Here is a 17,636-nt window from a genome sequence, read left to right as displayed (position 1 = left end):
CGCGGCATACGGTGTCGGCCTGCTGGCGTGCGCTGCTGAACTTCTCGGAGACCAGGCGGCCGACGATCTCGGTCGCCCGGGCGGCGTCGTCGGGGCCGGTGAGGCGGGCGGCATACCACGGGTCCTCGGTGCGTGCCGTCGACCAGGCGCCGCAGTCCGCAGCCTCGATCAGGCGTCGGTGACCGCGGACAGCTCCTCCTCGGTCAGCGTGCGCAGGACGTCGAGCGGGAGCCGCACCCGGGAGGCCGGAGGGTGCTCGGCGGTCGCGAGCGCGGAGAGGTCGTCCTCGGTGCTGGCCAGGCTGAGCCCCCACGGCCCGTGCTCCTGGTGCAGGACCTCCTGCTCGCGGCGCAGCACGGACAGGGCGTCGGCCCGTGCGGGGAGCGGGTCGGGACCGAGGTCCGGCTCGTCCTCGGCGGGCAGGCGGTCCAGGTTGTGACGCACCGCGGCGAGCGTGTCGCGCATCGAGGCGGGGTCCTCGGCGAGGTGCAGGCACAGGTCGCCCAGCCCGACGTGATCCAGCCGGCGACGCAACGCCTGCAGCGCGCTGCGGTCCTCGCTGCAGACCATGACGGTGCGGCCCTCCGACAGGGCGCCCACCACGACGTTGGCGATCGTCTGGGTCGCGCCGGTCCCGGAGGGGGTGTCGAGCACGAGGTCACCGCCGTGCGACACCTCGTCGATCACCGCCCGTTGCGAGGCGTCGGCGTCGAGGGCACCGAGCTCGCGGGCGGCGTCCTCGGCGCGGTCCGGGTCCTGCACGGAGGGGGTGAGCCGCACGTCGGCCCCGGCGAGCGCCGCGACCACGTCGTGCGCGGCCAGCGGCTCAGGATCGCCGGTGTAGGAGGTGACCAGCGGCAGCTTGGCCCAGGGGAAGGTGCTGATGACCATCTGCGGACCGATGGCGAACCCGGACATCTCGATGCAGATGTCCTCCAGCGCCCGGTAGGTCAACCGCGGGTCGAAGCCGTGACTCTGCGCGGACAGGCCCGCCAGGAGCGCCGGGTCGGGCTGCAGGTGCGCCTCGCTGCGCAGGTAGTGCTCCAGCACCGGGTTGAAGACGACGTCCTCGTGCAGCTCGAGGACGAAGTCGGAGTGCGCGGCATCGGTCGGGGTGATGGTGCACGCCCGCAGCAGCACGGGGGCACGCGGGGGCACCGGCACGCGGTGCAGCGTCCAGGTGGCCAGCCCGATGGCCAGGAAGCTGGTCTCCAGCCCGTGCTCGCGCCGCATCTCGGTGACCTTGTCGCGGATCCCGCCCAGCCGCCGGGCCGCATCGGCGAAGGCCACCTGCTCACGGACCAGGTCGGACAGCGGCGTGGGACGTCCCGACAAGAGCTTGGCCACCCCGCCGGGGTGCGCCAGGTTGAGGTCGAAGGTGCCGGTCAGCGACGTGCGGTGCCAGAGCAGGGAGTTGGCCCCGCCGAGCTCGGCGACCTCGTGACGCCACCGGGTCCGGGCGCGCTGCACGGCCTCGACGCGTGCTTCGTCGAGGGTGTTCAGGGGGCGCAGCGAGCTCACTGCCTCAGGCTAACGACTCGGCGGGTGTATGCCGCGAGCCCCACCGCGGCGAGCGCGGCGAGGACGCAGAGCCAGGCATACCCGGCGAGGTCCATGACCACCCCGGCGAGGGCACCACCGGCGGCCGCGGACAGGCCCATGACGAGATCGGCCGCGCCCTGCACCGAGGCCCGCTGGCCGACGGGCACCGACCCGGCGACCGTGCCCGAGCCGGCGACCATGGTGCAGGACCAGCCGAGACCGAGCAGGACGAGGCCGGCCGTGAGCCCTCCCGAGAAGCCGTCCTGGCTGAGCCCGGCGAGCAGGCAGGCCAGGACGAGCAGGACGACCCCGAGGAGCACCACCGGGCGGGCACCCCACCGGTCGGTGAGCTGTCCGGTCACGGGGGCCAGGCCGTACATGCCGAGGATGTGCAGGCTGATGACCAGGCCGATGAGCTCGATCTCCGCCTGCCCGTGCCGCATGTGCAGCGGCGTCATGACCATGACCGCCACCATGACGATGTGTCCGACCGTGAGGGCGACGGTCCCCCACATCGCGGCCGGGGTCGCCCGGATCAGCCGCAGCCCGTCGGCCACGCTCCCCTGCCGGCCGACCGGCTGGTCGGTGTCGACGCCGGCGAGCCGGCGGGCGGTCACGAGCGGGTCGGGCCGGAGCGCGAGCTGCAGCACCACGGCGGCCAGCGCGAAGCCGACGGCGGAGAAGACCCAGCGCCCGCGAGCGGGGGCAGCCCGAGCACCCCGGCGACGGCCTTGCCGGGGCCGACCATGTTGGGGCCCAGCACCGACCCGATCGTCGTGGCCCACACCACCCAGCTCAGCTGGCGTCCCCGGCGCTCGTGGACGGCGAGGTCGGTCGCGGCATACCGGGCCTGGCTGCCTGCGGTCGTCGAGGCGCCGAAGAGCGTGGTGCCGACGAGCAGCAACCAGAAGGTCCCGGTCGCGGTGGCGGTGATCGCCAGCGCTGCCCCGAGCGCGCCGATGACGTAGGCCGCGGAGAGCCCTGCCCGGCGCCCGTGCCGACCCATGAGCGCCGCGACCGGGATGGTGAACAGGGCCCCGCCGAGCACCTGGGTCGTCGTCGCGAGGCCCGACAGCGCGTCCCGACCGCTGACGTCCGCGGCGACGATCGCCCCCACGGCGATGCCGCTGGCCACCCCGATGCCGCCGAGGGTCTGGCTGCCCATGAGGGTGAGGACGGTGCGGGACTGGAGCTGCGCGGTCCCGGCGGGGTCGAGGGCGCGTTCGATCACCCGGGCAGTGTCGCAGCAGCGGTCCCGGCGGCGGTCAGTGGATCTGCAGCCGCCAGTTCGCCGGGACCCTACCGGCGGGGCCGGGTGCCGGCTGGTCCTCGGGCCGGCTGGTCGGGGCCGCGAGCTCCGGGCCGAGCACACCCTTGCCCTTCTCGTAGGACCAGAACCAGTCCTCCCCCGGCTCGAAGCTCTGCACGACCGGTGCCCGGAGTCACGGAAGTGGGCGCTCGCGTGCTGGCCCGGCGAACTGTCGCAGCACCCGACGTGCCCGCACTCGGCGCACCGGCGCAGGTGCATCCACCAGCCCCCGGCGTCCGCGCACTCCACGCACCCGGTGCCGCTCGGCGGCACCTCGGCGCTGATCCCCTCGCTGCTCATGTCGGTCCTCTCTCCTCGGGTCGCCCCATTCACGCACGAGGAGGGGTATGCCGTCCACGGGCGGTCGCCACGTGCCCGGCTCCGGCCGGTCGCAGTCGCCCGTCGGGATCGACGCGAGCATGGCCGCGGCACTGCAGACGGCGGGGGCCTCGCCGACCGGACCGGCGTTCGCGGCGTACGACCGGCAGCCCTCCGACACGGTCGACCTGCGGATCGGCCTCCCGGTCGAGGGCGACGTCCTCTCCGCCGACGGCGTGGAGCTGACCCGGATCCCCGGCGGACGCGCGGCCCGCCTCGTGCACGCGGGGAACTACGAGGACCTGTCCGGGTCCTGGGAGCGCCTGACGACGTGGGTGCTCGACCGGGGCGAGCGTCCGGCGGGCTGGTTCTACGAGGAGTACCTCACCGAGCCGACGCCGGGGGCGGACCCCGCCGACATGCGCACCCGGCTGACGCTCCCGCTCGCCGACGGCTGATCTGGTCAGGCTCACTCCGCCGGCGCGTCCTCGCCGACCCCGTCGGCGACCCGCCGCCGTCGGCGCAGGACGACGAAGGTGGCGACACCCAGCACGAGGCCGGCGAGGATCGTCAGCACCGTGCTCGCCGTGCTCCCCAGGGCCTGGGAGAGCAGGATCCGGCTCTGCGAGGTGGGATCGGCCAGGATGACCGCGACGAAGACGGCCACGAGGAGGGTCGCGAGCATCATCGGGACCCGTTCCCAACGGCCGGTCAGACCCCATCGCCGTTGCAGGAGCCGTCCGGCCCTGAGGATGCGCCCGGCGCGCACCAGGCGCAGCGCGCCGACGACCCGGAGCAGCCGCAGCAGCTGGACCGGGCCGACCGCGAAGACCACGGCCACGACGACCGCGACCGTGAGCAGCACCAGCCACCAGTGCCGCAGCAGCCAGGCCCGACGGTCCTCCGCCACGACGAAGAGGATGACGGTCTCGGCGACGAGGACTCCCCCGGCCAGCCAGTTCGCGACCGTGCCGACGGTGGAGTAGGGCTCGGCCAGGAGGGTGAGGAAGACGGCGGGGACGGAGGCCAGCGCGGCGACCAGCACCGGCAGCGCCAGCCGCTCCTCCCACTCGTCCTCACGGCTGCGCGCCACTGACACCTCCCGGTCGGTGGCCCAGGTTAATCCGTGGCCTCGCGGCCACCCACCCGGCTACGGTCGGGCTGCATGGGCCGCGTGAACTTCCTCGTGGAAGGCGTCTCCGGCACCGGCAAGACCTCGGTATGCCGCGAGCTGCGCAGACGTGGGATCCAGGCGTTCAACGGCGACACCGAGCTCGCCCACCAGGGCGACCCGGCCACCGGCGCACCAGTCTCGGGACCGCCCTCGCACCAGCAGCATCTCTGGCGTGAGAGCGAGGTCCGTTCGCTCGCCGGACAGCGGGACCGGCGCCTCACGTTCTTCTGCGGAGGGTCACGGAACCATGACCGATTCCTCGACGTCTTCGACCGTGTCTTCGTCCTCGACGACGTCGTCGACGAGATCCTCCGCCAGGCCGAGGTGGTGGCGGGCACGTGCCCCCGGCAGGATTCGAACCTGCGACACCCGCTTTAGGAGAGCGGTGCTCTATCCCCTGAGCTACGAGGGCGGACCGGGCCGCTGGGGCCGGAACCGGCATATCGTCTCATGCTCCGGGAGCCTCCCTCGGGTGACCCGATGACCGGCGACGAGCAGCTGATCCGGGCAGGGGCTGCGCTGGAGGACCGGTTCGGCCGGCAGCGCGCCGACGCCTTCTCCGCCGCGCTGCCCCGGCTCGTCGAGAACCTCGTGGAGCGATGAGAGCTCGCCCCCGAGGGGCGGTGCTGCTGGAGCGCATCCTGCCGGGAACAACCCTGGACAGTGCCCGGCGCAGGCCCCCGGCCCCGGCGGACTGGGCCGACCTGCTGCGGGACCTGCACCCCACCTCCGCCGAGGGTGTCACCACACCCTGGCGCAGTGGTGCGAGGAGATGATCGAGCGCATGGTGACCTGCACCTGGGCAACGTCCTCGACGGTGGGCACCGTGGACTCGTGGCGATCGACCCCCAGCTCTGCGTCGGCGACCCGTGCTTCGACCTGGTGGACTTCGTCGTGGTCGAGGGGACACCGGCGGCCATGCGGGACCGGGCCGGGTCACTGGCCCGGCTGCTCGACCTGGACCGTGACCACCTGTATGCCTGGACCCGGGTCAACGCCGCGGTGACGGCGGTCTCCCTCCTGACCTGGGACGGCCCGAGCACCCGCACCGAGGCGCTGCTGACCCTGGCGCGGGACGACTGAGCCCCCGCCGCGGCGGGGGCCCAGTCGTCGGTCGATGTCGGTCAGCCGGTGGCGGCGGCAGCGAGGTTGCCCAGGCTGGTCTCCAGCTGCTCCTCCTTGACGAGGGGGAAACTGACCTTCTTGAGCAGCTCGGTGTCGGTCACCTTGCCCCAGTCGTAGGTCAGCCGCACCTCGGTGCTGTCCGGGCCCTGCGGGGTGAGCTCCCACACCCACTCCCACCCCTTGGGGTCGGTGCCGGCCGGCGCGGTCTGCCAGGCCACCAGCTTGTCCTTGGCGTAGCCGGTGACGTGGTTGTCGGTCTGGTAGTCACCGCCCATGTGGTCCCCGGACATGTTCATGGTGAAGACCTGCCCGGTCTCGGTGATCCGGTCGCCGTGGTCGACGGACTGCACGAAGCCCGAGCCGTCGATCGCGACGTGGTTGTCCGGCAGGGTGAGGACCTCGAAGACGTCCTTGGCGGACACGTCGATGGTGCGGCTGACGGTGATGCTCGTCTGTTCGCTCATGCTCCCGACGCTAACGAGGTGAGGACGACGACGCGAGCCGAGGAGCAGCCGCACCGACGACCTGCCAGGCTGGGCGCATGGCGACGCACACCTACGAGCTGGCGCTCACCTGGACCGGCAACCGAGGCTCGGGGACGTCCGGCTACCGCGACTACGACCGCTCGGTCCTGGCCCGCAGCGAGGGTATGCCCGATCTCCAGCTGTCCGCGGACCGCGCCTTCCGTGGCGACGCCGGGCGGTGGAACCCCGAGGTGCTGCTGCTCGCGGCCCTGAGCGAGTGCCACCTGCTGTCGCTGCTGCATGTGGCGGTGACGCACGGGGTCACGGTCGTGGACTACACGGACGCCCCGGTCGGAACTCTGGAGCAGTCCGGGATCGGCGGGCGCTTCACCCGGGTCCTGCTGCGGCCCGAGGTGACGGTCGCCGACCCGGCCCACGTCGACCTCCTCCCGCAGCTGCACGAGGAGGCGGGCCGGGCCTGCTTCATCGCGTCGTCGGTGAACTTCCCGGTCGACCACGACCCGACCGCACGGGTGATGGGTGAGCTCCCGAGCGGTCGAACAACAAGTTCCTCGATGCCCTCGAAGTCTGTCGGGTTGCGGGAGTAGAGCGGGAGGTCGTGCGCGATGGCGATGGCTGCGATCAGGGCGTCGTAGGCCCGGGCCGCGGGCTTGCGTCCCGCCCGTCCCAGGTCGGCGGCGACCCGCCCGAAGGCCCGCGCAGCCTCAGCGTCCAGGGGCAGGGGGTCGAAGTCCGCCTCAGCCTGCTGCAGATGGGCCTGACGAGCAGCCCGCTCCGACAACGAGCGGGCGACGAGCGGCCCGACCGACAACTCAGCCAGCGTCACCGTCGTGATGAGCGGTTGCTCCGGCAGCTCGACCGGATCCAGGTCGGCCAGGTCGATCAGCGTCGAGGTATCCCCTGATCGTCACGTCACCCATCCGCGACGCTATCACCGCTGATACGTAGGAGCGCCGCTCACGAGGCGTCCAGGTGCACGGTCCGGGCGCCGGGGATCGAGGCATACCGGTCCGGGGTGCAGGTGAGCAGGACGACCTGCACGTCCTGCTCGCCCACGGGATCCCCGGCGAGGACCTGGCTCATCTGCTCCAGCCGCTCCGGGTCGGTCCAGCCGAGGGCGTCGTCGATGACGACGGGCACCCCGCGTGCGGGGTCGACCAGTTGCGCGACGGCCAGGCGGGCCAGGATGCCGAGCTGCTCCTTGGCGCCGCCGGAGAGCTGGTCGTGGGGGACGGTGGTGCCGTGGAGGGTCCGCTCCACCACGCTGAGCTGCTCGTCGACGGTGACACCGAAGGTGGGGCCGTAGACCCGGCGCCCGAGCCGCTCCAGGGCCGCGGTGAACGGGCGGACGTAGGCCCGGTGCGCGGCATCTCTGTGCTCGTGCAGCGTGGTCCGCAGGTGCCGCGCCGCCCGCGCCCGGCGATCCAGCGCGCCGACCCGGCGCTCGGCGTCGTCGAGGTCCGACACCGCGAGGTCGTAGAGCTCCTGGCGTCCCTCGCTGGCGGCGAGCTCGACCTGCCCGGTGAGGGTGTGCAGCCGTGCCCGCGCCTGCTCCAGCTCGTCCTGGCTCCGGGTCGCAGAGCTCTCGGCCGCCGCGAGCGCGGCCATGACGCCGTCGGCGTCGGCCGCGGTGAGGGCCGCCGACGCCGTGATCTCGGCGGCCTGCGCCTCGTCGAGCTCTGCGGCACGCAGCGTGGTGGTCACGGCCAGCTCCTCGTCGCTGGTGCTCTCGCGCGCGCCGGAGAGCGCGGCCTGGGCCTGCTCGTGCCGGGCGCGCTCTCCCTCCACCCGGCCGGTGAGGCGGTCCAGCTCGGCCTGTGTCCGGCGGGCCTCCTCCTGCCGCTCGCTCAGCCTGGCGCGGGCGGCGCGGTGTGCCTCGCGGGCCTCCCGCAACCGGGTGCCGGCCAACCGCTCCGCGTCGCGCGCGGCGTCGACGTCGGCCATCGGCCGCTCCCGCACGTCGGTGGACAGCGGACTCAGCCGTCGCCGCGCCTCCTCGAACCGGGCGAGGAGAGTCGGCGGGGCGGCCCCGGCCTCGACCTGCGGCAGGTCCGCCTCGGCGCCGTGCGCCTGCAGGAGGGAGACGAGGTCGCGGCGTGCCTCGCGCCACGCCGCCTGCGCGGTCTGGGCCGACTGCGCCGCGTCCCGCATCTCGTCGAGGTCGGCGCACCCGGCGTCGGCCAGGGCCGCAGCGAGATCCTGCCGGGCCCGGTCGAGCGCGGCCATCCGCTCGGTCGAGTCAGCAGCACCCTGCACGACGATCTCGACCGCGCCGGGAGCCTCGACCCGGAGGTCCTCGGTCGCGACGAAGGATCGCTCCCGACCAGGCGGCACCGCCTCGTGGCCGGCCCCCGCCCCCCGCACGGTCACCTCCTGGGCCTCCCCGAGCGCGTGGACGACGACGCGTGGGCTGGCCGCCTCGTGACGCGCCCGCTGGACCTCCAGCTCGTGGACCCTGGCCTCGACGTCCCGGACCTGCTCCGGGGTCACCGCCCGCGCGGGCAGCGCTTCTCGCGCTTCCTCGACCAGGAGGGCCTGCCGCTCGACCTCGGTGAGGACACCCCCCAGCCGCGTGACCTGCTCGTGCTGCTCCAGCCCGTCCAGGTCGTCGCGGGCCTGCTCGAGCCGTTGCTCGGCGCTCTCCACGTCGGTCTCGGCCCGGTGGGCGGCCTGCTGCGCCGGCTCGAGCACGGCGAGCAGCCCCTGCGCCGCCTCGGCCAGCTCGGTGACCTGCCGCTCGTGCCGGCCGAGAGTCCGCGCGGACTCCTCCACCTCCCGCACCTGCGCGCTGCGCCGCTCCACGTCGGTCGCGGCGGTCCGAGCCCGCTCTCCGGCCTCACCCAGCCGGGAGGCAGCCGCCTCGTGCGCGGCGACCAGCGAGGTGATGCCGGCGGCCTCCGCCCGCGCCGTGGTGAGCGCCGCACGGGCAGCGCGCACCTGCTCGACCAGGCCGTCCACGACCGTCCGGGCGGCTGCCTGGCGCTCCAGCAGCTCCTCCGCCTCGGCCAGCCGCCGGTGCGCCTCGGCCACGTCGGTCTGGGCCCGGGCATGCTCGGCGATGGCGGCCTTGTAGTCGCCGGTCGGTCGACCGGTGCGCTCGGTGAAGTAGCGGAGGTACTCCTCCTCCACGAGGTCCAGCACCCGCTCACTGTCACCGCCGTGCAGATGGGCGTCGGCAGCAGTGTCCAGCGCCTCGCGCAGCACGCCGCTGGACACGAGCGGCTGCACCGTGCCGTCCCCGGACTGGGTCAGGCGCAGCGCCTCCCACAACGTGGTGTCCAGGCACCCGCGCAGCAGCGCCTCGAGCCGCTGCTGGGCCGCCGACCCGGTCAGCTGCTCCGGACGCCCGGAGAGCACCTCCAGCTCGGTCATCGGGGAGCGCAGCCACCGCTTGGCCAGCCGCAGCCGCTGACCGTCGAGGGTGAACTCGGCCTCGACGAAGGGCCCGACGTCACGCCCGATCGGCTGCAGCGCCTGCGCCCGCGCGCTCCTGGACGTCGCCTTGAGCTCCAGCAGCCGGTCGAAGGCCTCGAGCAGGGTCGACTTGCCGACCTCGTTGGGCCCCTCGACCACGACGACACCGCTCTCGGGAAGGTGCACGGTGCGCTCGGCGACGCCGCGGACGTCCCGCAGGGTGATCCGGTGCAGCCTCACGACCCGCTCCCGCTCAGACGGTAGAGCAGGGCGAGCGCGTCGCGCGCGCTCTGCTCGTCATCGGGGCGACCGGCCACGAAGGGGTGGGCCGTCCGCTCGGTGAGATCGGTCTCCACGGTCGCGAGCACCGGCATTGCCGCCGTGCCGGGTTGCTGCGCCGTTCCCCGGATCTCCTCGACAGCCGAGCCGAGGAAGCCGCCGAGCTCCAGCTCGTCCCAGGCGGCATCGTCGTCGGCCACGACCACGACGTCGTGGTGCTGCTCCCGCTCGACTAGCGCACCCAGGCGGTCGCGGTGCCGGTGCCGCACCTGCTCCAGGCGTGCGTGCTCCGCCACGCCGAGCATCCCCCGCAGGTTGAGGAAGACGACGCGGCGGTCCGGGTCGGTCAGCGCCGCCAGCTCGCCGTCCAGCGCGGCGACGTCGTCGGCGGAGTCGACCTCGCGGTCCAGCACGGTGAAGCTCCAGGTGCCCACGTGGTGCGGCGTCGTCCGGACCCGCTCCCCCGCCGGGGCGTCCGAGTCGACCTCCACGACGAGCACCTCCCCGGGCGCCACCTCGGTCTCCCGGGTGGGCTCGGGGGTGCCGGCATAGGTCAGGTCCGGGCGACCGGCGACCTCGGTGCGCGAGTGCCGGTCACCGAGCGCGACGTAGTGGACCTGGCCGATGTCCAGTGCCTGCACCAGGGGCGCGGTGGCGATCGTGGCGTGGTCGCGCCACTCCGGGTCGAAGGTGTCCACGCCGCCGTGGCCGACGAGCACCCGGGTGACGCCCTCCGGCGCGGCGCCGGCGGGTAGTGCCGCGAGGGCCTCGGCCACCAGGTCACGCCCGGGGTGCTTGCTCTCCCAGGGCGCCGCGACCAGCTCCACACCGTCGCCCACCTCGTGCACGCCGGCCCGGTCCAGCACGTGGACGTGCCCGGGCCGCTCCGCGAGGAAGAGTGCCGAGGTGAAGACCGAGGCGGCGTCCAGCGGGTCGTGGTTGCCGGGCAGCAGGTAGACCGGCACCGGCACGGTGCGCAGGGCGTCCAGCGCCCGCCGCACCGTCTGCCCGGTGAGGTGGTTGCTCTCGAAGACGTCGCCGCTCACGACGACGAAGGCGCAGCCCTCCTGCTGCGCGACACGCCCCAGCCGGCGGATCGCGTCGGTGCGCGCCGCGGTGAACCGCGACTGCGCCTCGGGCTCGAGGAACCGGCGGGTCATGCCGATCTGCCAGTCCGCCGTGTGCAGGAACCGCACCATTCGCCCGCCTCCTCTCGCCGGTCGCCGTGCTCCGCTGTCGCGTCGTGCCTCCACCGTAGGAGAGCGCACCGACAGTCCCCCGGAGCCGAGGCACCGTGTCGGCTCGGCGCTCCTGCCTCATCGCCCCTCAGGGCGACGGCAACGACCAGGCGAGCGCGAGGCCGAGCGCCGCGGCCGTCACCCCGAGCCCGAGGGTCAGCGTGAGGTATGCCGCGCCACGCCGCCACGAGTCCTGACCCAGCCTCCAGGTGTGCACCGCCAGGGCGCTCCAGGTGGTGAGGGCACCGGCGAAGCCGGTGCCGAGGAGCAGGAACAGCCAGGCGGGCAGCGCCTCGGCCACCCCTGCCAGCACGCCCAGCACGAAGGAGCCGACGACGTTGACGAGGAGCGTCCCGCCCAGGCCCCCGATTCGTGACGCCGTCGCCAGGTGCCGGAGCACGGCACCCGACGCCCCGCCGAGCGCCACGCAGACCAGGGCCGCCAGCGCGGGCAGACCCGTGCTCACCGTGCCCACCGGAGCGCGGCGCCGCCCCCCAGCGCCGCCGCGACGACGCACAGCACCGGGGTCCCGAGCAGGTAGGCGGCCGCGGTCGCCGGGGCGACGCCGGTCGCGAGGGCCACCTGGACGGCATACGTCGAGAAGGTGGTGAAACCACCCAGCAGCCCGGTCCCGACCCCGGGTCGCAGCCAGACCGGACCCGGGCGCCGCTCGTCGCGGACCAGCAGCCAGGCGAGCGCCGCGCTGCCGAGCACGTTGACCAGCAGGGTGGACCACGGCAGGACAGCGCCGACGGGGGTGAGCAGCTCCAGGGCCCACCGCAGCAGGGCGCCGACCGCTCCCCCGGCCGCCACCCAGCCCAGCACGCCAGCATCCCCGGCGCCGCGGCGGGCGGGCGTGGTGGGCGAGGACACGGGCCGACCCTACCGGCGGTCGTACACTGGGCGGCATGGATCGACCCTGCGCCGACGCGCAACCTCCGAGTCCCCGGCCGGACGACGACCTCGTCCGGCTGCCCGAAGGCGCGGGGGGCGCCACATGCTGATCCTCGGCGGCATCGCCGTCATCGTCGTCCTCACCCTCATGACCGGCTACTTCGTGGCCCAGGAGTTCGCCTACGTCAGCGTCGACCGGGGCCGGCTGCGCCACCTCGCCGACGAGGGGGACGCCGCCGCGCAGCGGGCGCTCAAGGTCACCTCCCGCCTGTCCTTCACCCTCTCCGGGGCGCAGTTCGGCATCACCGTCACCGCGCTCATGGTGGGTTATCTCGGTGAGGCGCTCCTGGTGCGCGGTCTGACCGACTCGTATGCCGACGCCGGCTGGCTGGCGCGGGCAGCGATGATCTCGCTGTTCTCCATCGGCACGCTGGTCTTCTCCACCCTCCTGCAGATGGTGATCGGCGAGCTCGGGCCCAAGAACTGGGCGATCGCCCGGCCCGTACCGCTGGCCCGGGCCCTGTCCCGCAGCACGCTGCTCTACCTCACCGTGCTCGGCCCGGTCATCGCCCTCTTCGACAAGGCGTCCAACGCCCTGCTGCGCTCGGTGGGCATCGAGCCCGTCGAGGAGCTGCCTCAGGGCGCCACCCCCGAGGACCTCACCCGGATCATCGCCGAGTCGCACAGCGGGGGCACCCTCGACGAGGACCTGTCGATCCTGCTCGAGCGCGGCCTCGCCTTCCGCGACCGGGTGGCCGAGGAGGTCATGACGCCGCGCACGTCGGTCCAGACGATCCAGGCCGACGAGCAGGCCGCCGTGGTGCTCGAGGCCCTGCAGAGCGGGCACGCCCGCTTCCCCGTCATCGGGCGCGACATCGACGACATCGTCGGGGTCATCGGCCTGCACGACCTCCTCGAGGTCGACCCCGAGGCGCGCCGCACGACCCTCGTCCGCGACCTGGCCGACGACGCGCTCATCCTCCCCGAGTCGCTGCCGCTGCCGAAGGTCCTCGAGGCGCTCCGGGAGGGGCACCAGCAGCTGGCCGTCGTCGTCGACGAGTACGGCGGCTTCGCCGGGATCGTCACCTTCGAGGACGTCGCGGAGGAGGTCGTCGGCGAGATCTGGGACGAGGACGACGACGAGGAGGCCACGAGCGCCGCCCGTCCCGACGGCATGTGGGACCTCTCGGCCCGGTTGCGGATCGACGAGGTCGCGCAGCTGACCGGTGTGGAACTGCCCGAGCACGAGCACTACGACACATTGTCCGGGTTGGTCCTGGACCAGCTGGGCCGCACCGCCGAGGAGGGGGACAGCGTGGTCGTCATGTGGAACGGCCGGGACGGGGAGGGCGAGGAGTACGTCCACCTCACCCGCATCGACGTCGTCACCACGCAGCGCTACGTCCCCGACACGGTCACCCTGCACCCGATGGTCACCCGCACCCTCGAGGAGTGGCGCGAGCTCGGCGACGAGGAGCGCGAGCACCTGGGTGACGGGCTGGTCATCGCGACACCTGCGGCCGACGAGCTGGAGGTCGCCCGATGAGCACCACCCAGGCCCTGCTCGTCAGCGTGCTGCTGCTGATCGCGAACGGCTTCTTCGTCGGCGCCGAGTTCGCGGTCGTCGCGGCCAAGCGGCACCGCCTCGAGGAGCGCGCCGAGGCGGGCAGCCGCGCCGCGCGCGCCGCCGTCGACGCCTCGCGGGAGCTCTCGCTCATGCTCGCCGGCGCCCAGCTCGGCATCACCCTGTGCACCCTGGCGCTCGGAGCGCTGGCCAAGCCGGCCGTCGCCTACCTGCTGGAGCCCGTCATCCACGCCGTCGGCGTCCCGGACGTGGCGGTGCACGCCATCGCCGTGGTCATCGCGGTCTCGATCGTGGTCTTCCTGCACATGGTCGTCGGCGAGATGGCACCGAAGTCGTGGGCCATCTCGCACCCCGAGAGCTCGGCGATGCTCCTGGCCCTGCCCTTCCGTGCCTTCACCTGGCTCGCCCGGCCGGTCCTGTGGCTGATGAACGCCCTGGCCAACCTGCTGCTCCGCCTCGGTGGGGTCGACCCCGTCGACGCGCTCGGCAACGCGCAGAGCCCGGCCGACCTGCAGCTGCTGCTCGCCCAGTCCTACGAGCACGGCGTGCTCGAGGACGCCGACCACCAGATCCTCACCGGTGCGCTGCGCCTGGAGGAGGAGACGGTCGAGGCGGTGATGTTCCCGACCACCGAGGCGGTGACCATCGCCCGCACAGCAACGGCGGCGGACGTGGAGCGCATCAGCCACGCCAGCGGTCGCTCCCGGCTGTTCGTCGTCGAGCCCACCGGCCGGCAGGGGCAGCAGCGCATCCGCGGCCTCGTCCACGTGCGTGACGCCATCCTGGCCTCGGCCCATGGCCGGGGCGTGCAGTCGCTCGGCGACTTCCTGCAGCCGGTGGCCTCGCTGCCCGCGTGCATGCCGCTCATCGACGCGGTCTCGAGCCTGCGCCAGCAGCGCGGTCAGCTCGCGCTCGTGCGCGACGACTCGGGCCGGGTCGTCGGGATGGCCTCGATGGAGGACATCCTGGAGCAGATCCTCGGCGAGTTCGACGACGAGTCGGACCCCGAGAGCGACACCTTCGACGTCGAGGCGTCGCAGGCGGAGCGCTCCCCCGCCTGACGACCTCTCGCAGGGGCGGCAGGCGCCCCGAACTCAGGCATGCCGAAAGGGCCCCGACCGCGGTGCGGTCGGGGCCCTCTTGGTGCAGGCTGGTGCGGGCTGGGTCAGCCGACGCGGCCGTAGCCGGAGACGCCGCTGAAGACGGGCCGGTAGCCGGAGTAGTTCCCCGGGGTCGGCGAGTCGTACATCATGCCGTCGCCGGCGTAGATGCCGATGTGGTAGGCCGGGTAGCCGTAGAACACCAGGTCGCCGGGCTGCGGGTTGCTCACCGGCGTGGCGAAGGCCTGCTGCTGGGCCGCGGTGCGCGGCAGGCTGATGCCCACCTGGGCGAAGACGTAGCTCGTGAATCCGGAGCAGTCGAACCCGGCCGGCGTGCTGCCGCCCCACTGGTAGGGGATGCCGGTCAGACCGGCGGCCACGCCCAGCACACCACCGGTGGGGGCCGGAGCGGCGGGCTCGGGCTCCGGCTCGGCCTCGACGGCCGGCTCGGCCTCGACGGCCGGCTCGGCCTCGACGACGGGCTCGGGCTGGGCCTGACGCTCGTTGTCGCGGCTGGCGGTGGTCTCCTCGCGGGCGGCGACCTGCTCGCTCGCCTGCTCGGTGACCGGAGCAGCCTGCTCGGTGGCCGGGGCAGCCTGCTCGGTCTGCTCGACCGGGGCGGGCTCCTCCTCGACGACCGGGGTGTAGGCGGAGAAGCCGCCGACGCCGAAGGAAGCCAGGTCGACGTCCTCGGGCGCGGCCACGGCCTCGGCCGGGCGGTCCACGGTCACGGTGCGGTCGGCGGTCACGTCGACCCCCAGCCGCTGCAGGCCCTCACCACGGTCCTGGGACAGGTCCGGGGCGGCGTTGGCGCTCAGGGTCGCGCCGGCCAGCAGCCCGGTCGAGGTGGCCGCGACGGCCGCCGTGCGGGTGAGAGCGGTGCTGGTCGTGCTGAGACGACCGGGCCGACGGTGGCGGCCGGTGATGCGCTGCGTCATGTAGATCCTCCAGTGCCTGCGGGGTGAGCTGTCGGGCTCGGGCTGGAGTGCCCCTGGTCCGACCGAGCCGGACCGTTCGCCCCGAGGAGCCAGGTCCGGCTCCAGAGGTGGTTCCCCCGCTCCTGTCAAGCGGTGTTCGTACGTGCCACGGCCCCGGGTGCGCGCGGACAGGACTAGGCAGTCACGCTTCGGGGATCCCCCCAGGGAGGAGGACTCGACAACGGTACACAGCCCCGGTAACAAATGTCACGCTGAGGTAACGACGCTGTGGACAACCCGTGAAGACCTCACCAGCACCATCCCTGCTGACCTGCAGATTTGCGGTCCGGCCTGACCGACCTCCCAGGCTCCGCGTGAGCCATCTCACACGTCAGGAGGGGGTCGGCGCGGCGCAGAAGATGTGCGCGGCGACATCTGTCGGCAGGGACACGGCCTCGCCGTCCAGTGCCTCCACGATGGTCCGCCCGTCCTCGCTCCACACCGCGACGCGCGCGCCCGGCCTTACGCCGGACTCCAGCAGCAGCCCGAGCACCTCGGGGTCCACCTGGACCGGCTCACCCAGCCGGACGACCGTCGTCGTGCTCCGGTCCCCGCCCTCGGCCAGCTCGCTGCTCGCGACACCCTGGGCCGGCGGGGCGTCCTGCTGCCCGAGCTCGGCGAGGCCGGGCACCGGGTTGCCGTAGGGCGAGCTGGTGCCGTCCTCGACGAGCTGCAGGATCTTCTTCTCCACCTGCTCGCTCATGACGTGTTCCCAGCGGCACGCCTCGTCGTGGACGTAGGCCGGGTCGAGGCCGATGACATCCATGAGCAGCCGCTCGGCGAGCCGGTGCTTGCGCATGACCCGCACGGCGGAGAGCCGACCGTGGTCGGTGAGCACGAGGTGGCGGTCCTCGGCCAGCTCGAGCAGACCGTCGCGCTCCATGCGAGCGACGGTCTGCGAGACGGTCGGCCCCGACTGGCCGAGGCGCTCGGCGATGCGCGCCCGCATGGGCAGGACGCCGTCCTCCTCCAGCTCGAAGATCGTCTTGAGGTACATCTCCGTCGTGTCGATCAGGTCGCCGCTCACGGTGTCATCCTAGGGCCGGGGTCCGACGGGCTCGGCTCCTGCGCCGGGCTCACGGCTGGATCCTGCTGCGTCGCCAGGCCGCCGGGTCGTCCAGCCCGCCCGCCGCGACCCGCTCCCAGACGAGCCGGTCGTGCAGCCGGTTGCGCCGGCCGCCCCAGACCTCGACCCGCTCCGGGACGATCCGGTAGCCACTCCACGTCGTCGGCCGTGGCACGTCGTCCGGCCGACCGCGGTCCGGCCAGCGTTCCGCACACTCCTGGTATGCCTGCTCCAGCGTCGCCCGGTCGGCGACGGGGGCGCTCTGCGTCGAGGCGTGCGCGCTGATCCGGGAGCCGTAGGGGCGGCTCCGGAAGTAGTCGTCGACCAGGTCCGTCGGCAGCTCCTGGGCGCGGCCGCGGAAGCGGACGGCGCGGAACATCCCCGCCCAGGTGAGGGTCGCCGCCACCTTGTCGTTCGCCGCCAGCTGCAGCCCCTTGGCCGAGTCGCTGCTGGTGAGGAAGCCCGGGCCCCGCGCGTCGAGGAAGCGCATGAGCACGGCGCGCACGTCGGGCATACCGTCGGCGTCGACCGTGGCCACCCAGAGGGCCGCCGGTTCGGGCACGTCCCCGCGCTCCTCGTGCCGGGCGATCGCCTGGTCCAGCCAGTCCTGCACCAGCGGCAGCGGCGCCTCCGGGGCGTCCTGCTCGGTGATCCCCTCCCCGGTGTAGTCGGCCCGCCCGCCGAGCGCGCCGTTCATCGCCTGCCCCGGCGCGGCAGGTGCACGGTGCGGCGCAGCTCGTCGGGAGTGTGCCGCTTCGCCGGGTCGGCGTTGAGCAGCAGGGTGCCGAAGGGGGCGTCGGTGTGCGGGTGCACGCCGACCGGCTCGTTGCGGGAGAAGACCACCCAGTAGGGCTGGCCGCGGTGGAAGACCTGCTGCAACGAGCCCTCCACCACGGTGTCCGCGTGGGCGAGGGCGTGCTTGCGAGGGTTGGTGCGGGCCTTGGCGGCCTGGTCCTGGACGAACCGGGTCGCGGGCTCACGCTGCTTGAGGATCTGGTCGACCACCTGCGGGCCGTACTTCTGCGCCATGGCGTAGACCACGGGTCCGTACTTGATCGCCTGCTTGGCCAGCCGGGTCTTGCCGGGCACGGGTCCTCCTGCGGATCTGGGGTGTGCCGCCAGGGTAGGCG

20 protein-coding genes, 1 tRNA gene, 2 pseudogenes and 1 riboswitch are annotated in these 17,636 nt (G+C 73.6%); of the genes and pseudogenes, 6 read left to right on the top strand and 17 right to left on the bottom strand.

Annotated features, from left to right (window positions below; genetic code table 11):
* Positions 1 to 168: 168 nt before the first annotated feature.
* The 4 genes and pseudogenes from BJF80_RS01815 to BJF80_RS01805 all read right to left on the bottom strand — a co-directional run bounded on the left by BJF80_RS01815 (position 169) and on the right by BJF80_RS01805 (position 3,151).
* A complete protein-coding gene (locus tag BJF80_RS01815; protein ID WP_075811007.1) occupies positions 169 to 1,521 on the bottom strand; it encodes a DUF4011 domain-containing protein in 1,353 nt (450 codons plus the stop codon).
* Positions 1,518 to 2,195, bottom strand: coding sequence for an MFS transporter (locus BJF80_RS19575; protein ID WP_237767380.1), 678 nt, complete (start codon positions 2,193 to 2,195; stop codon positions 1,518 to 1,520). Before BJF80_RS19575 ends, BJF80_RS01815 begins: the two co-directional genes overlap by 4 nt.
* Positions 2,156 to 2,773, bottom strand: coding sequence for an MFS transporter (locus tag BJF80_RS19570; protein ID WP_237767379.1), 618 nt, complete (start codon positions 2,771 to 2,773; stop codon positions 2,156 to 2,158). The genes BJF80_RS19575 and BJF80_RS19570 overlap by 40 nt, the downstream gene beginning before the upstream one ends.
* A gap of 34 nt (positions 2,774 to 2,807) precedes the next feature.
* Positions 2,808 to 3,151: pseudogene (locus BJF80_RS01805) on the bottom strand (UBP-type zinc finger domain-containing protein).
* 47 nt (positions 3,152 to 3,198) lie between these two features.
* Between BJF80_RS01805 and BJF80_RS01800 the strand changes: the two are divergent.
* Positions 3,199 to 3,627, top strand: coding sequence for a GyrI-like domain-containing protein (locus BJF80_RS01800; protein WP_075811006.1), 429 nt, complete (start codon positions 3,199 to 3,201; stop codon positions 3,625 to 3,627).
* A gap of 11 nt (positions 3,628 to 3,638) precedes the next feature.
* Here BJF80_RS01800 and BJF80_RS01795 read toward each other — a convergent pair whose 3' ends face one another.
* The 3 genes from BJF80_RS01795 to BJF80_RS01790 form a co-directional block, all read right to left on the bottom strand.
* Positions 3,639 to 4,262: a hypothetical protein gene (locus tag BJF80_RS01795; RefSeq protein ID WP_237767378.1), complete on the bottom strand. Its 624-nt coding sequence runs from the start codon at positions 4,260 to 4,262 to the stop codon at positions 3,639 to 3,641.
* A gap of 318 nt (positions 4,263 to 4,580) precedes the next feature.
* On the bottom strand, positions 4,581 to 4,712 hold the full coding sequence (locus tag BJF80_RS20640) for a hypothetical protein (protein ID WP_269087254.1): 132 nt from the start codon (positions 4,710 to 4,712) through the stop codon (positions 4,581 to 4,583).
* Positions 4,683 to 4,755 (bottom strand) — tRNA-Arg (locus BJF80_RS01790). Before BJF80_RS01790 ends, BJF80_RS20640 begins: the two co-directional genes overlap by 30 nt.
* Before the next feature lie 68 nt (positions 4,756 to 4,823).
* Between BJF80_RS01790 and BJF80_RS20635 the strand changes: the two genes are divergently transcribed.
* Together BJF80_RS20635 and BJF80_RS21410 are read left to right on the top strand one after the other, a co-directional pair.
* The gene (locus tag BJF80_RS20635; RefSeq protein ID WP_269087253.1) at positions 4,824 to 4,946 is read left to right on the top strand and encodes a hypothetical protein; all 123 of its coding nucleotides are present in this window, start codon (positions 4,824 to 4,826) and stop codon (positions 4,944 to 4,946) included.
* A gap of 231 nt (positions 4,947 to 5,177) precedes the next feature.
* Positions 5,178 to 5,426 carry a hypothetical protein gene (locus BJF80_RS21410; protein ID WP_237767377.1) on the top strand — a complete coding sequence of 83 codons (249 nt, stop codon included), beginning with the start codon at positions 5,178 to 5,180 and terminating at the stop codon, positions 5,424 to 5,426.
* Between the two features lie 41 nt (positions 5,427 to 5,467).
* On the opposite strand, the gene BJF80_RS01780 is transcribed toward BJF80_RS21410, so the two are convergent.
* Complete coding sequence (locus BJF80_RS01780) at positions 5,468 to 5,932, bottom strand: SRPBCC family protein (RefSeq protein ID WP_075811003.1); 465 nt, start codon at positions 5,930 to 5,932, stop codon at positions 5,468 to 5,470.
* A gap of 77 nt (positions 5,933 to 6,009) precedes the next feature.
* On the opposite strand from BJF80_RS01780, the gene BJF80_RS18065 reads away from it, so the two are divergent.
* Positions 6,010 to 6,540 (top strand): OsmC family protein, encoded by a 531-nt coding sequence (locus BJF80_RS18065; RefSeq protein WP_075811002.1) that lies wholly within the window; start codon positions 6,010 to 6,012, stop codon positions 6,538 to 6,540.
* A 47-nt stretch (positions 6,541 to 6,587) separates the two neighbouring features.
* On the opposite strand, the pseudogene BJF80_RS19565 reads toward BJF80_RS18065, so the two are convergent.
* The 5 genes and pseudogenes from BJF80_RS19565 to BJF80_RS01750 form a co-directional block, all read right to left on the bottom strand.
* Positions 6,588 to 6,779: pseudogene (locus BJF80_RS19565) on the bottom strand (PIN domain-containing protein); the annotation flags it as partial.
* A 131-nt stretch (positions 6,780 to 6,910) separates the two neighbouring features.
* The gene (locus BJF80_RS01765; protein WP_075811001.1) at positions 6,911 to 9,607 is read right to left on the bottom strand and encodes an AAA family ATPase; all 2,697 of its coding nucleotides are present in this window, start codon (positions 9,605 to 9,607) and stop codon (positions 6,911 to 6,913) included.
* Positions 9,604 to 10,845 (bottom strand): metallophosphoesterase family protein, encoded by a 1,242-nt coding sequence (locus BJF80_RS01760; RefSeq protein ID WP_075811000.1) that lies wholly within the window; start codon positions 10,843 to 10,845, stop codon positions 9,604 to 9,606. Before BJF80_RS01760 ends, BJF80_RS01765 begins: the two co-directional genes overlap by 4 nt.
* Before the next feature lie 127 nt (positions 10,846 to 10,972).
* A complete protein-coding gene (locus tag BJF80_RS01755; RefSeq protein WP_202817124.1) occupies positions 10,973 to 11,350 on the bottom strand; it encodes a fluoride efflux transporter FluC in 378 nt (125 codons plus the stop codon).
* Positions 11,347 to 11,757, bottom strand: a complete 411-nt coding sequence (locus BJF80_RS01750) for a FluC/FEX family fluoride channel (protein ID WP_083652716.1) — start codon at positions 11,755 to 11,757, stop codon at positions 11,347 to 11,349. Before BJF80_RS01750 ends, BJF80_RS01755 begins: the two co-directional genes overlap by 4 nt.
* Positions 11,758 to 11,881: 124 nt before the next feature.
* Between BJF80_RS01750 and BJF80_RS01745 the strand changes: the two genes are divergently transcribed.
* Together BJF80_RS01745 and BJF80_RS01740 are read left to right on the top strand one after the other, a co-directional pair.
* Entirely contained in the window at positions 11,882 to 13,324 is a 1,443-nt protein-coding gene (locus BJF80_RS01745) for a hemolysin family protein (protein WP_075810999.1), read from the top strand.
* On the top strand, positions 13,321 to 14,424 hold the full coding sequence (locus BJF80_RS01740; protein ID WP_075810998.1) for a hemolysin family protein: 1,104 nt from the start codon (positions 13,321 to 13,323) through the stop codon (positions 14,422 to 14,424). The genes BJF80_RS01745 and BJF80_RS01740 overlap by 4 nt, the downstream gene beginning before the upstream one ends.
* 104 nt (positions 14,425 to 14,528) lie before the next feature.
* On the opposite strand, the gene BJF80_RS01735 is transcribed toward BJF80_RS01740, so the two are convergent.
* The 4 genes from BJF80_RS01735 to BJF80_RS01720 all read right to left on the bottom strand — a co-directional run bounded on the left by BJF80_RS01735 (position 14,529) and on the right by BJF80_RS01720 (position 17,595).
* Entirely contained in the window at positions 14,529 to 15,401 is an 873-nt protein-coding gene (locus BJF80_RS01735; RefSeq protein WP_075810997.1) for a C40 family peptidase, read from the bottom strand.
* Positions 15,400 to 15,543: riboswitch (cyclic di-AMP (ydaO/yuaA leader) on the bottom strand. (Overlaps the previous gene by 2 nt.)
* Before the next feature lie 228 nt (positions 15,544 to 15,771).
* The gene (locus BJF80_RS01730) at positions 15,772 to 16,467 is read right to left on the bottom strand and encodes an iron-dependent transcriptional repressor DtxR (protein WP_075810996.1); all 696 of its coding nucleotides are present in this window, start codon (positions 16,465 to 16,467) and stop codon (positions 15,772 to 15,774) included.
* A 49-nt stretch (positions 16,468 to 16,516) separates the two neighbouring features.
* Entirely contained in the window at positions 16,517 to 17,203 is a 687-nt protein-coding gene (pdxH, locus tag BJF80_RS01725) for a pyridoxamine 5'-phosphate oxidase (protein ID WP_022925531.1), read from the bottom strand.
* Positions 17,200 to 17,595: a hypothetical protein gene (locus BJF80_RS01720; RefSeq protein WP_075810995.1), complete on the bottom strand. Its 396-nt coding sequence runs from the start codon at positions 17,593 to 17,595 to the stop codon at positions 17,200 to 17,202. Before BJF80_RS01720 ends, pdxH begins: the two co-directional genes overlap by 4 nt.
* Between the last annotated feature and the right edge of the window lie 41 nt (positions 17,596 to 17,636).

The sequence above is a fragment of the Serinicoccus sp. CUA-874 genome, from assembly GCF_001942225.1.
Classification (GTDB): Bacteria; Actinomycetota; Actinomycetes; order Actinomycetales; family Dermatophilaceae; genus Ornithinicoccus; species Ornithinicoccus marinus.
Note: the sequence above shows the minus strand (reverse complement) of the source record. Positions and strands in the feature narration are given on the sequence as shown.

Coding starts and splice junctions, on each gene's coding strand:
- pdxH (WP_022925531.1), bottom strand. CDS start 17,203: ATGAACGGCGCGCTCGGCGGGCGGGCCGACTACACCGGGGAGGGGATC.
- BJF80_RS01780 (WP_075811003.1), bottom strand. CDS start 5,932: ATGAGCGAACAGACGAGCATCACCGTCAGCCGCACCATCGACGTGTCC.
- BJF80_RS20635 (WP_269087253.1), top strand. CDS start 4,824: ATGACCGGCGACGAGCAGCTGATCCGGGCAGGGGCTGCGCTGGAGGAC.
- BJF80_RS01760 (WP_075811000.1), bottom strand. CDS start 10,845: ATGGTGCGGTTCCTGCACACGGCGGACTGGCAGATCGGCATGACCCGC.
- BJF80_RS01745 (WP_075810999.1), top strand. CDS start 11,882: ATGCTGATCCTCGGCGGCATCGCCGTCATCGTCGTCCTCACCCTCATG.
- BJF80_RS01800 (WP_075811006.1), top strand. CDS start 3,199: ATGCCGTCCACGGGCGGTCGCCACGTGCCCGGCTCCGGCCGGTCGCAG.
- BJF80_RS01735 (WP_075810997.1), bottom strand. CDS start 15,401: ATGACGCAGCGCATCACCGGCCGCCACCGTCGGCCCGGTCGTCTCAGC.
- BJF80_RS18065 (WP_075811002.1), top strand. CDS start 6,010: ATGGCGACGCACACCTACGAGCTGGCGCTCACCTGGACCGGCAACCGA.
- BJF80_RS01740 (WP_075810998.1), top strand. CDS start 13,321: ATGAGCACCACCCAGGCCCTGCTCGTCAGCGTGCTGCTGCTGATCGCG.